The 12,424-nt window shown below is 46.3% G+C and carries 15 protein-coding genes; 6 read left to right on the plus strand and 9 right to left on the minus strand.

What is annotated here, in order from left to right; all coding sequences use genetic code 11:
* Positions 1-35: 35 nt before the first annotated feature.
* Positions 36-167 (plus strand): hypothetical protein, encoded by a 132-nt coding sequence (locus ATB78_RS30240; protein ID WP_009706196.1) that lies wholly within the window; start codon positions 36-38, stop codon positions 165-167.
* Between the two features lie 235 nt (positions 168-402).
* Positions 403-942 (plus strand): peroxiredoxin family protein, encoded by a 540-nt coding sequence (locus tag ATB78_RS00315; RefSeq protein WP_005435499.1) that lies wholly within the window; start codon positions 403-405, stop codon positions 940-942.
* Positions 943-1,056: 114 nt separating this feature from the next.
* On the opposite strand, the gene ATB78_RS00320 is transcribed toward ATB78_RS00315, so the two are convergent.
* Both ATB78_RS00320 and ATB78_RS00325 read right to left on the minus strand, forming a co-directional pair.
* Positions 1,057-1,425 (minus strand): helix-turn-helix domain-containing protein, encoded by a 369-nt coding sequence (locus tag ATB78_RS00320; protein ID WP_005435493.1) that lies wholly within the window; start codon positions 1,423-1,425, stop codon positions 1,057-1,059.
* Between the two features lie 167 nt (positions 1,426-1,592).
* Positions 1,593-2,177, minus strand: a complete 585-nt coding sequence (locus ATB78_RS00325; RefSeq protein ID WP_005375454.1) for an NAD(P)H-dependent oxidoreductase — start codon at positions 2,175-2,177, stop codon at positions 1,593-1,595.
* Between the two features lie 270 nt (positions 2,178-2,447).
* On the opposite strand from ATB78_RS00325, the gene ATB78_RS00330 reads away from it, so the two are divergent.
* The 3 genes from ATB78_RS00330 to ATB78_RS00340 all read left to right on the plus strand — a co-directional run bounded on the left by ATB78_RS00330 (position 2,448) and on the right by ATB78_RS00340 (position 4,302).
* Entirely contained in the window at positions 2,448-2,789 is a 342-nt protein-coding gene (locus ATB78_RS00330; protein ID WP_038865258.1) for a winged helix-turn-helix domain-containing protein, read from the plus strand.
* Positions 2,790-2,874: 85 nt separating this feature from the next.
* Positions 2,875-3,930: an ACR3 family arsenite efflux transporter gene (arsB, locus tag ATB78_RS00335; RefSeq protein WP_061007469.1), complete on the plus strand. Its 1,056-nt coding sequence runs from the start codon at positions 2,875-2,877 to the stop codon at positions 3,928-3,930.
* 153 nt (positions 3,931-4,083) lie between these two features.
* On the plus strand, positions 4,084-4,302 hold the full coding sequence (locus ATB78_RS00340) for a hypothetical protein (protein WP_005435487.1): 219 nt from the start codon (positions 4,084-4,086) through the stop codon (positions 4,300-4,302).
* A 35-nt stretch (positions 4,303-4,337) separates the two neighbouring features.
* On the opposite strand, the gene ATB78_RS00345 is transcribed toward ATB78_RS00340, so the two are convergent.
* Both ATB78_RS00345 and ATB78_RS00350 read right to left on the minus strand, forming a co-directional pair.
* Entirely contained in the window at positions 4,338-5,120 is a 783-nt protein-coding gene (locus ATB78_RS00345) for a helix-turn-helix transcriptional regulator (RefSeq protein WP_061007470.1), read from the minus strand.
* 37 nt (positions 5,121-5,157) lie between these two features.
* Complete coding sequence (locus tag ATB78_RS00350) at positions 5,158-5,691, minus strand: YbhB/YbcL family Raf kinase inhibitor-like protein (protein ID WP_005435484.1); 534 nt, start codon at positions 5,689-5,691, stop codon at positions 5,158-5,160.
* 189 nt (positions 5,692-5,880) lie between these two features.
* Between ATB78_RS00350 and ATB78_RS00355 the strand changes: the two genes are divergently transcribed.
* Entirely contained in the window at positions 5,881-6,672 is a 792-nt protein-coding gene (locus ATB78_RS00355; RefSeq protein ID WP_061007471.1) for a PhzF family phenazine biosynthesis protein, read from the plus strand.
* Positions 6,673-6,771: 99 nt separating this feature from the next.
* Here the strand turns inward: ATB78_RS00355 and ATB78_RS00360 are convergent, their stop codons facing one another.
* From ATB78_RS00360 to ATB78_RS00380, 5 genes are all read right to left on the minus strand, one after another.
* Complete coding sequence (locus ATB78_RS00360) at positions 6,772-7,134, minus strand: RidA family protein (RefSeq protein ID WP_061007472.1); 363 nt, start codon at positions 7,132-7,134, stop codon at positions 6,772-6,774.
* 14 nt (positions 7,135-7,148) lie between these two features.
* On the minus strand, positions 7,149-8,195 hold the full coding sequence (locus tag ATB78_RS00365; protein ID WP_061007473.1) for a lactonase family protein: 1,047 nt from the start codon (positions 8,193-8,195) through the stop codon (positions 7,149-7,151).
* A 79-nt stretch (positions 8,196-8,274) separates the two neighbouring features.
* Positions 8,275-10,728, minus strand: a complete 2,454-nt coding sequence (locus ATB78_RS00370; RefSeq protein WP_061007474.1) for a beta-N-acetylhexosaminidase — start codon at positions 10,726-10,728, stop codon at positions 8,275-8,277.
* A 90-nt stretch (positions 10,729-10,818) separates the two neighbouring features.
* Positions 10,819-11,448 (minus strand): bifunctional 4-hydroxy-2-oxoglutarate aldolase/2-dehydro-3-deoxy-phosphogluconate aldolase, encoded by a 630-nt coding sequence (locus ATB78_RS00375; protein ID WP_061007475.1) that lies wholly within the window; start codon positions 11,446-11,448, stop codon positions 10,819-10,821.
* Positions 11,449-11,464: 16 nt separating this feature from the next.
* Positions 11,465-12,409: a sugar kinase gene (locus tag ATB78_RS00380; protein WP_061007476.1), complete on the minus strand. Its 945-nt coding sequence runs from the start codon at positions 12,407-12,409 to the stop codon at positions 11,465-11,467.
* Positions 12,410-12,424: the final 15 nt, after the last annotated feature.

Genomic DNA, 12,424 nt, shown 5'->3' on the forward strand with positions numbered 1-12,424 from the left:
CATACTGACCCTGTCAGCAACAAGGAGGAAACACTATGCGATTCCAAATTCGATCAGCGAAAGACATGCCTACAATGGCAACCTATTTCCGAGAGCGCGTTGCGCATTCGGACAACAAGCTTGAAGTTATGGCTCTGGTAACAATGAACGATTTCTTCAACTGGTAAACGAACCTTAAGCAGAACTTAGCTCCTGATACTACACCCCCACTTCGTTGTATCTTTAAGTTCTGCTTTCCTCTTCTAACTGTTTCTTTTTCTTGCCATTCATTATCTAGGTTACCAAAAGTTAACTAGTTGAAATGCCGCAAAACTGGGTCTACATTGAAGTCTCACCCCCTACACAATCGCTTTTATTGAGAAGGGGAATCCATGGATATATACCACCAATTCGGGAGTCATTATGGCAACTTCAGTGAAACTTAAAGCGGGCGACAGCTTCCCTTCTCTTCAAGCAACCTTGCTAGATGGTTCAAGCGTGACGTTAGGTCAGCCGCAAGGTGATGCGACTTGGCAAGCCGTATTCGTTTATCGTGGTAAACATTGTCCTCTTTGTACCAAATACCTCAATGAGTTAGAGGGCTACAAACAAGCTTTTGCAGAAGCAGGCGTTGATATTCTTGCGGTTTCAGGCGATTCAAAAGAGCAGCTTGAGGGACATCTAGAGAAACTCGAAATCAGCTTCCCGATTGCTTACGGCCTAACCGAAGAACAAATGAAAACATTGGGTCTGTACATTTCACTGCCTCGTTCAGAGCAAGAAACTGACCATAACTTCGCAGAACCAGGTCTGTTTGTAGTAAATGAACACGGCAACTTGCACGTGGTGGATATTTCAAACAACCCGTTTGTTCGCCCTGAGCTTGGCGCGCTATCACGTGGTTTGGCTTGGATTCGTAATCCAGACAACAACTACCCTATCCGTGGTACGTTGGACTACTAAGCGGATTACGCCTAATCAGTCCCAGACAACAATCAAACATAAAAAATGCCAGCGATATGCTGGCATTTTTATTGGCTTAAACCGTTAAGCGATGATGAGATACAAAAGGCCACGTTATTTACGCAACTCAATCTGGTGAGTCTCAGACCAAATTCGCAAATCATCAAGAATCTTAAGTGCGGTACGGCCGAACTCTGTTAGCTCATAGCTTACTGCAATTGGGCGATCGCTAATCACTTTACGCACCACCATGCCTTCCGCTTCTAGCTCTTTGAGGCGTTGGTCGATCATCTTTTTGCTTGCGCCGCCTAGCATGCGTGCTAGGTCATTGAAGCGAACTGGGCCATCTTTCAAATGAAAAATCAAAGAGCCTTTCCATTTACCACCAATTAGACGCATCCCTTTCTCGATAGCACATGGCTCTGCACATACGTTCGCCACTGACTTACGACCTTTGCTATCAACACTGATTCTGCTTTCCACAATACACCTCAAGACACGCACCCAATCTAGGTAACGAAAAGTAAGCTAGATACATTTAGTACTTTAGAGTAATAAAAACGTCACCTCGCCGCAAACAAATAAAAATGGACCGCATGCAGCAGTCCATCTCAATTCATCATTCAGTTCGCACTATGTTTCTAAAAGGATTAGAAGTTTTCGTTAATGTGCGCTTCGAAACGAACAAAATCGTTTTCGATATCTGCGTTCTTCATCACGTCGTAACAAGCGAATGTAGGCAGTGCTGACATACCAAAGAAGCGGAAGTTAGCGTGCATGTGGAACATCAAATCGTCCACGCCTTTACCTTGGAATAGGTATTCGTTCTCATCATCAAACGATTCTTCTGGCGCGTTGAATGTCAGTGACAGCATGTATTTGCTGTTGGTTTGAGTACCGCCTGTACCATAGTTTTTCTTTGGTTCTTCTGCGCTACGACCATCGAATGCACACAGTGCGCCGCCCATACCCGCAGTAAACACATCGTCCATGTATTTTTTGAATGACCAAGGCACAGACATCCAGTTGATTGGGCTTTGGATGATCACGCGATCAGCCCATTCAAAGTGTGCGAGTTGCTCATCTACGTTGATCTCATCTTGCATTGTCACAACGCGAACCTCATGGCCTTTTGCTTGCAGAAGCGTCTGTGCTTTGTCGACAAGAGAAGCGTTTAAACGACCTTCTGAATATGGTGATGGTTCGTGTGCATTGATGATCAGTACGTTGCTCATGGGATTACCTTTAAATAAGTTCACAAGATGACGCAATAACCATTGTGCGTCGGATGTGGTTTATTATGGTAACCTAGAAATATAGTGCAATTAGTTAACTTTTAGTAACCTAATTAATTTTTTACTATATCACTGTTTTTTAAAAGATATATTTTTTCAACTTTTTATCCATCGTTATTTCCCGATTAATTTTTCATCGATTTGTTGCATCTTCCACAGAGCAGGCGTACACTTTATCGCAATTCGACGATTAACTATTAAGGCCAGCGAATGAGTGATAAGTGCAACGACACTTGCGAAGTTGTTTTTCAGACAACGCAACAACAGCTCGAGAAAGAACAAACTCTAGCAGCACAAGCAAAAGCTTTGTCACATCCAGCACGTTTGCGCATTCTGCATATCCTGCACACGCTCGATACCATGGGCGGTTGTTTGAACAGTGATTTGGTTTCTGAACTGGGTCTTGCGCAATCTACTGTTTCCGAGCACTTGCGCATTCTAAAGCAAGCTGGCTTTATCAGCGCCGAACCAAACCCACCTAAGGTGTGTTACCGCATTCAACGCGACGCGTTTGATAAATTCAATCTAGGATTTTCCAAGTTATTTGATTAATTCCCTTTGCACGCTGGTCAGGCGTGCAGAGATAAACTATACCTTTAACTATCGCCTTTCGACGATAAACGAATAAGAGAACACTATGACTACTCAAGTTTTAAATAGTGCCAGCGACAAAATGAGCTTCTTGGACCGTTACCTAACGGTGTGGATTTTTGTTGCAATGGCAATCGGTGTAGGTATTGGCGCAGCATTCCCTCAAGTTGCTGAGTGGAACGAGTCAATGTCAGTTGGTAGCACAAACGTGCCGCTAGCGATTGGTTTGATTTTGATGATGTACCCGCCACTCGCAAAGGTGAACTACAACCTGCTAGGTACAGTGACGAAAGACAAAAAAGCGATCACGCTGTCTTTGGTCATGAACTGGATTGTCGGCCCTATTTTGATGTTTATCCTTGCATTGACTTTCCTAGGTGATCATCCGGGTTACATGGTCGGTATCATTCTGATCGGTCTTGCTCGTTGCATTGCAATGGTACTGGTATGGAACGATATCGGTGGTGGTAACAAAGAATACGGCGCAGCCCTAGTTGCACTAAACAGCGCTTTCCAAATCGTGACTTACAGTGTGATGGCATGGTTGTTCATCACTGTATTGCCACCAGTCTTTGGTTACGAAGGTTTCGTGGTTGATATCTCGATGATGGACATCGCGGAAAGCGTTTTGATTTACCTTGGTATCCCATTCCTAGCGGGCTTCCTAAGCCGCAAATGGCTGGTCGCTGCGAAAGGTGAACAATGGTACAACGACGTGTTCATCCCACGCATTTCACCAATTACGCTTATCGCCCTGCTTGCGACCATCGTACTGATGTTCAGCTTGAAAGGTGAAATGATTCTTGAACTGCCAATGGATGTATTCCGTGTAGCAATTCCACTGGCTATCTACTTTGTGTTGATGTTCTTTGTCAGCTTCTTCGTTGGTAAGAAAATGGGCATCGACTACGACAGAAATGCATCGATTGCTTTCACGGCAACAGGCAACAACTTTGAATTGGCAATAGCGGTTTCTATCGCGGTGTTTGGCCTAAACTCAGACCAAGCTTTTGCTGGTGTCATTGGTCCACTGATCGAAGTGCCTGTATTGATTGCTTTGGTGAACGTAGCACTCAAAATGAAGAAGAAATACTACAAATAACTATAGGTTTTAGTGACTTGAGAGCGCCCGTCGTTAAAGCGATGGGCGCTTTTTTATATCCGCTCTAGGCATAGGCTTATTAACAAATTCCTATTTGCTAACTCAAAGTTTTGAACAATGTTTTAAATTAATCATTCACATAGGAGTTTGAGTATGAATTTAGAATATAAAAAACTGAAGTGGCATGCTGTTCTCAAGCTTTCACAACAGACAATTAAATACCTTGAAGAAGAAAACAGTACGAGTTGGAGTGACGTTGATAAAGTAAAAGCGAACGTCCACGCTGCAGAATTATTGCAACAGCTTTTGTCTGATTTGGCGATTGCAGATTCGAAAGCACCCACTGCGTTGCACTCGGTAAAACGCGCGTAAGCTATTAAACGCGCACAAGCAATTTTTCGCTAGCGCTAACTGACCACAACCGTTTTGATGTAGTCACTCGGAGTCAATCCGAATTTGCCTTTAAAGCGTTGACTAAAACGCCCCTCGGATTGATAGCCGCAAGACTGAGCCAACAGCGCGACGTTGTAGTGGCCATTCTGCATCAAATACAAGGCATGATTTAAGCGCACTTCCGCCAGCACTTCCCGATACTGAGTGCCCTCTTGCTTGAGCTTGCGAATCATGGTCGCGCGGCTCATGGCAAAACGTTCAGCCACCAGTTCTAGTGGGTGTTCCTCTCCCGGAGAATGCGACAAATAACGGCTCAGCTTCTGGCTGAATGTTGTGTTCGTACTCGCAAACAAGTGATGCAACACACCACGCTCAGCAAGTTGTTGATACAACCCCATTACCCAGAAGGTTTGGGTCTCTTTACTCATGCTTTGTTGGTCAAACGAGAACAAAGCATTGAGCGTGTCTTCCAAGGCTTTATCGGCTTCTAATGTCGGCTTTTCTTCACCACCGTCAATGCTTGCACTCAGTTCAAGCATTGCTTCTGACGGAAAACAATGAAAGCTGAACATTCTAGAGAGAAACTTACCTTTTTGCGGTAAGTTCTCAAAACTCAGCGATGCGGAAGCCTCACAAAGCAGCAACTCAGAATGGGAAAGATCCAGCGCCGATTCTTTCCAGAAAAGACGCTTACTGCCCGTGATGATCTGAATGATACTTGGGGAATGGATCTTCACATTACGCAGTTTCTGTAACTGCTCGGCACGAAACAACGTGACTCGATATTGATGGCTCATCTATTCCCCTCGTTTTCTATCATCTACCCATTACGGCTTAACGTGTGTACGTCGCCGTCAGTTTTGCTTTGTCTAGTGCCATGCTGTTAAGGGTAAAACCAACCACAGCAGCCGGCGTGTTTTCATCTAGGTTTAGTTTCTCTGTTGGTAATGCCCAAACCGTAAATTGGTAGCGGTGCATGCCGTCTGCTTCTGGTGGGCAAACGCCACCAAAACCAACTGTTCCGTAGTCAATACGCGACTCTTTACCGCCCAATTTTTCAATGTTCACTGCGCGTGGCAATTCGCTAACTGAAGCTGGAATATTAAACGCAACCCAGTGCCAGAAACCACTGCCAGTAGGTGCATCAGGGTCATAAGCCGTGATTGCAAAGCTCTTAGTTCCTGCTGGCGCATCCTTCCACATCAATTGTGGAGATTGGTTGCCGCCATTACAGCCCCAGCTGTTGTATTCGAAAGTCTTCGCCATAGGATGACCTTCTTGGATGTCTTTACTGGTTAACTCAAATGCTTGAGCTGAACCCACTGCCAATAAGCTTAACGCCAAAACCGATGTAGTGATTGCTTTCATGATGATGCTCCTATTTCTTAAGTTCGGAATAAGTGTATGCCCCAAAAGAAACAGCAACCCACCATTAAGTATCAACAGCGCTCATTTTAAGCCAATCGGTGATACTTTGCGTAATATTTTCAAATTCGTGCTTATCGGCGACTTATTTGGTTTATGCTGATTAGCCCAAAAGCAAACAAGGAAGCGTAAATGGAACTGGATATCTACGTGGTGGACGCCTTCACCGATACGCAATTCAAAGGCAACTCTGCAGCAGTGGTACCGTTAGAGGAATGGCCTGCTCCAGAGCTGATGCAAAGTATCGCGACAGAAAACAACTTATCGGAAACGGCCTTTCTAAAATCCATTGGCGCAAACCAATATGAGATTCGTTGGTTCTCTCCTATAACTGAAATCGACTTTTGTGGACACGCCACACTGGCCTCGTCGTTAGTACTGTTTGATGAGCTTGGCATTGGTGGCACGATTGAATTCCATACTCAAGAAGTAGGAACGCTCACCGTAGAAAAGAATGCGCAAGGTAAGATTGAAATGACGTTCCCTGCTCGTCCTCCAAAAGCCGTTTCTGATATTCCCCCAGCATTGATTGAAGGCTTAAGTTGCAATGTGGAACGCGTACTGCTTAGCCCTCAAGCGTACTTCGTGGTGGTCGGCAGCCAGCAGGAGGTACTTGAGGTTCAATACCGTTCAGAACATCTCAAGACTCTCGCTCCTTACGATGTGGTCGTTACTGCGAAAGGCGGTCAACAAGACTTTGTATCGCGTTACTTTTGGCCTGCAAATGGTGGCGACGAAGACCCCGTAACCGGCTCGATTCACGCTGGATTAGCACCGTTCTGGGCAGAAGAATTAGGCAAAACATCACTGGTTGCTTATCAAGCTTCTCAGCGCGGAGGCATTTTGCATTGTGAAGTTACTGGCAAACAAGTAAGAGTATCTGGCGACGGCGTGCTTTACATGAAAGGTAAGATTTTTGTGTAGAACTTTAGCCTGTCTTTAGCATTAGCCCAATAGAACAAAGCCCGGCGTTATTGAGCTATATAACGCTGAGCTTGATGGTTTGAGTAGAGTGATGTCGAACTACTGGAACTTCTCACCCGCAGCAGCAACGAACGCCATTTCTACCAACAGTTCAGGGTTCGCCAATTCAACTTTGACGCAAGCACGGCTTGGTGCGCAGCCCACAGGGAACCACGCATCCCACACTTCGTTAAGCGCATCGAAGTTAGCAAAATCCGTCACGTAAATCGTCACAGATAGAATGCGCGACTTGTCGCTATCAACACTGGCTAGCATTTGCTCGGCTTGGTCGAAAATCTGTTGTACTTGCCCTTTCATATCCGCAGTGGTGTCAGCTTCCGCCACTTCAACAAAGTTGGCGATGCCATTGAACACCGTTACATCTGACCAACGTTTGCATGGATTAATACGATGAATTGTCATGTTATTTCTCTTAATTACGGCTTCTCAACCAAACACACAGGCGCACCGATGTCGCACGAATATCCGGTTGGAGTGATGGCGCCAGTTTCCGGATTCCTATGGAAGCTAACGACATTATGTGAATGTTGATTAGCAACGAGCATCCACTGCCCGTCACGGGATAAAACAAAATCTCTTGGGAACGCGCCACCACAATCGGACGCCGCAATTTGAACCGGAGTATTACTCGTTACATCAAATGTACTGATCAGATTTTGCGCGCGGCATGAGACATAGACAAAGCGCTCATCCGCAGAGAGACGAATCGCAGACGCCGCTTCTTTGTTCTCTTCATCGGCTAGCAGTTTAACTTGCTGAGTCAGATTCCATTGTCCGTTTTGCTTGCGAAGTACCACCAGCGTTTCAGATAATTCGCAAACAACGTACGCGACAGATTCATCACGATTGAAGATCAAATGACGAGGCCCTGAGCCAGCAGGCATAGCGACACTTTGAGAAAGTGGAAACTTAACTGTCTCACCATCATTGCCGTAGTCATAAAAGTGAACACTGTCTGTACCTAAATCGACCACAGCCAATTGAGCGGAATGCTCTAGAAAAGTGACTTGATGGGCATGAGGTGAAGTTTGACGGTCAATATTCGGCCCATTGCCTTCCACATACAATTCTGCAGTGGATTTCAAAGGCTTACCTTGCTCATCAAGTTGGTAAACACTTACATTGCCGGAACCGTAGTTTGCAACAGCGAGTAACGGTTCTTTAATTTCGATATGGCAAGGGTAGTCACCTTCAATTGGCAATGCATAGCTGTCTGTTTTTTCAGCAAATATCAGCTCTGCACCTGCCAAGCGATCGACTTCATTAAAGGTATATAAACCCTCTCCTTTGAGCGCAAGGTAAGAAGGGTTACGAACCGTTTTCACCGCTTCTGGAACAAGTTCATTGGTGAGCGTTAATGCGCCAGTAGCAGTATCGAGAGAAACACACGCAATGCCCTGACTTTGGCTTGGTGAATCGGTATAGGTGCCTACATAAAAATGTAAGTGACCATTTACTATCATGGGAAACCTTTGGGAGATAAAAGAGTGCTTAACCGATAAGATGCCGCCTGCGTTACCAGACGGCAATCCCTTTTAGTTATCAATCGGTTAAAGTGTGAAGCAACTGCTCGGTTGGTACTACGATGGCGACAATCGTTTCATCAAAAATAATCGCATTTTCATCGATAGTGCGTTGATACGCTTCAGCGTCAGATTGGCTAATGTCACTGCCCTGCTTGGTGAGCTCAATTAAGGTTAAACCTAAATCGGCAACTTTGATTGCGGCTTCTGCAACTGGCACCGTTTCTACCGACGCCACGTTTGCAGCGAAAATAGGTTTGGCTTGCTGCGCCGCTAACTTAACGCTTTGATAATGCATCACCAACGCATCCAAGGCTGCTGTATCACCTTGAGCATAAGCCGCGACCAAATCTTGCATCTCATACACTGCTAGGCTTTCTACAGGCAATGCATCCGCAAAGCGGTTTAGTCGCTCATACTGGTTGTACAAATCGCCTTCGTTTGGCGTAGAAATCCACTTCTCCCAATGACGAGCGTAGTATTGAGCCGGTTCGATGTACTTCGCTAACGTTTGTAGCGGCGTTTCATCTGCACCATTAGCAAGGCGTTTCAACATCATATGGGCGTCAGCATGATGGCGTAGACCAAGCGAAATCTCAGACCATGTATCCATCACCTTCATGCGCTTGTACATGCTGCGCTCATCGGTCAGTTCTTGACTCGACCATAGACGCTCAGCAATCGCGTAGCTTCTCGGCCATAAGCGTTGCTCGATGGTCATTGAATCGAGGTTCTCACCCCAAATGGTGATTTCTCCGCCTAAGATTAGCTGCTGTTCTTTCTCGGTCAGTTCAGCCGGATAGCCACCGTTCGGCTCAGGAATGACACTCCCCTGCATGTCACTACTCGCGACCAATTCTCCAGTCGCAGGCCAACGAACATTGCCAATCAATTGGTAACTGGTGTCTTTCAACTTGCCATCCGCAAAGTCATAGTTGAATTCGGTGTAAGACATAAAGTTATCGAAATGCCCTTTAAACTTCACACCCGGCACGTACTCGATGATGAACACCTCTTCACGAGACTTACCGTTGTAATCGGTAAACGCACGGTAGCTGCCGTCTGTCGCTTCAATAATGGTTAGATTACCTGTACGTGGACCACCTTTGTTGCGTGGTTTCACCCAATCATAAGTCGCGAATTTCTCACCTTGATGAAGTTGATCATCAACGGTTATTCCTGTCGGCATTGGATCATTGCGGTAGTGGTAACTGGTTGGTTGTGGCTGGTCTAGGTAATAGCCTGTTGAGAGAATGCCTTGGTAGCCCTCTTTTGCTGCTCGACCGATACTGTCATGCCCTTGCCAGCTTTGAATCACAATCGAGGTTGGAAGGTCTTTGTGCCAGATTTCATCCCAGCCAGTCATCTTCTTACCGCGCTGTTCCAGCATCTGTTCAACCTTAGTGTTCAGATAAGATTGCAGACCACGCTCACCATCCAGATTGTTGTCTTTGATGAATTGCTGAATCTTCGGGTTGTCTTTCCACTGTTGGTAATTTGGTTCATCGCCGCCGATATGGAAGTACTCATCAGGGAAGAGCTCAACCACTTCGTCGAACACGCTCGCCAGCATCTTGTAAAGTTCGGGATTGGTCGGGTCCATTAACGGCTCAAACACACCCCAGCCACGTTGGTGCGGATAAGATTGCTCCCCCATACCAGACATTAATTCAGGGTAAGCGTGCACCACTGCCGAAGCATGTCCCGGCAAAGAGATTTCAGGGATAACTCGAATGCCAAGGTTACGCGCGTAATTCACCACATAGCGGATTTCATCTTTGGTGTAGTAATCACCGTCCGCGGTGTCTTGCCAAAGCTTTTGGTAATTATCGAGCTGAATACGAATCGCTTGGTCATCCCAAATATGCCAATGGAAGACGTTCATTTTTGCTGATGCCATCGCATCGAGTTGGCGAAGAATCACATCAAGTTCAATGAAGTGACGGGAAGTGTCGTAAGAAACGCCACGCCAAGGAAAGCGAGGCTCATCTTGAATCGACACAGCAGGCACAAAGTACCCAGTCGCGTCCGTTGTTACCAGCTGCAAAAAGGTTTCTAAACCATGGAAAGCACCGTAAGGGCGTTCGGAGCGAATGATGATCTGACCATTACGCGATTCAAGTTGATACGATTCATCACTGTTAATGTCTTGCACCTCTGACTTGGGTGCATTCCGAATATCAATCACCAAGGTCGCGTCTTTTTCCGACTCGGCATGCCAGTTCAACATCGGTAAGCCGGTTTGGCGATACAGACGGTCCATAGTGCGCTTTGCGTTGAACTGCACGCGCGGTGAATCGTAGCCTTTGATGTAAATGCTGAAGGATTTATCCAGTGTGATTTTACCCTGCCCCAACTCTACATTTTGTGGGTAAGGCATTAGGTTAAGATCGGTGTTGGGAGTCATCGCCATCGCTGCCGTTGGAATTGTGATTAAGCCTGAAATGAGTAGTGCTAATGTACCTTTGTTCATCCGTGCCATCCTGTCGTTGTTATTATTGTTCAACCCAAGTCACGCTATTTAATGGGGTCTCGTGACTTGGGTAAAAGAGCTCAGTTTGAGTTACGCAACCAGCTCTACTGCTTCACGAACCAGCTTGCCAATTTCGTCCCACTGCTCGTTTTCAATTAAGCTCGGTGCCACCATCCAAGTACCACCGCAGCAAACCACACGGTCGATGGCTAGGTAATCATTGACGTTGCTTTTACCGATACCACCTGTCGGCATCAGACTCACATCAACATAAGGTGCTAGTAGCGACTTCACCATCGCGATACCACCGCTCGCCTCCGCCGGGAAGAATTTGAGAAAGTTCAAACCCAGCTCAAGAGCTTGTTCAACCTGACTTGGGTTATTCACACCCGGAACGATTGGCATATTGATTTCTTGGCAGCAACGCACGGTATTTGGGTTCAACCCCGGCGCGACAATAAACTCTGCACCCGCGTCTTTCGCTTGAGTAATTTGCTCCGGCGTCAGTACCGTGCCAGCACCGATGCACATTTGCGGATAAGCATCACGCATGGCTTTAATCGCATCGGCAGCGGCTTCTGTTCGAAACGTTACTTCTGCGACTGGCAGACCGTTTTCTACTAACACTTTCGCCAGTGGAATCGCGTGCTCAACCTTATTGATTTGGATAACAGGAATAACTTTAAATTGCTGAAGTTGCTTAATCATTGCTTGGGACATAATACGTTCTCGGAAATTATCGAATTAGATGAGTCATGGCGTCGTTTGGAATGATCGCGCCAGGATATTGAATAACGGTTGCTGCTAGTGCGTGACCGAGTTGGGCAGATTGCTCACAGCTTTGCCCGGTCAATCGACCTGCAAGGTAACCAGCAGCAAAAGAGTCGCCAGCGGCACAGGTGTCGATTACTTTGACAACCTTTTCTGCAGCTACGTAAGCGGTTTGCTTGTCATCACCATGCGACCAAACCAGTTTGCAAGGCTCACAGCCACGTTTAATCACTATTTCTTGGCAACCAAAGCGAAGGCAGCGCTGCTCGGCACTTTCCTCTTCACCCCATACCAAGACATCATCGTCTTCAGTGATAAGCGCAATGTCGACTAAAGGCAGAATTTGGCTGTACCAATGCTTTGCCTCTTGTGCAGACCAAAGTTGAGGACGGAAGTTATTATCGAAGATAACCTTGCCTCCAGCTTGTGAGAACTGACTTAACGCCTTTTTAAGCCTTACTTTGCTATCGTCATTTAGAATCGCAATGCTGATGCCACTCAGATAGAGATAATGCAGCTCTCGGTTCGCAATCGCGGCTTCTAATTTGTTGAGTGAAGAGGTAGAGAAGTAACTTTTGACGGCTGCGCTGTCACGCCAGTATAGAAAGCTGCGTTCGCCTTCTTGGTCGGTCTGCACCATGTACAAACCCGGAAGTTGAGCTGGGAATATCTCGACAAGATCAGTCGCGATGCCTTCTTGTTGCCAGTTTTCCAGAAGCTCTTGGGAAAGTACGTCTTCTCCAAGGCCAGTCGCATAAGACACTTGGACAGGCTGCTGAGCAGTGAGTCGAGAGAGGTAAAGTGCGGTATTGAGCGTGTCGCCACCAAAGCCTTTGCGAATTGGGTCGCCGCTCAGTTCAATCATGCATTCGCCAAAGAAAGCAATTTTAGTCTGGGATGAATCGGTCATCGTTCACCTACTTTG

It is taken from the genome of Vibrio sp. CUB2 (genome assembly GCF_001557945.1).
Lineage (GTDB): Bacteria > Pseudomonadota > Gammaproteobacteria > Enterobacterales > Vibrionaceae > Vibrio > Vibrio owensii.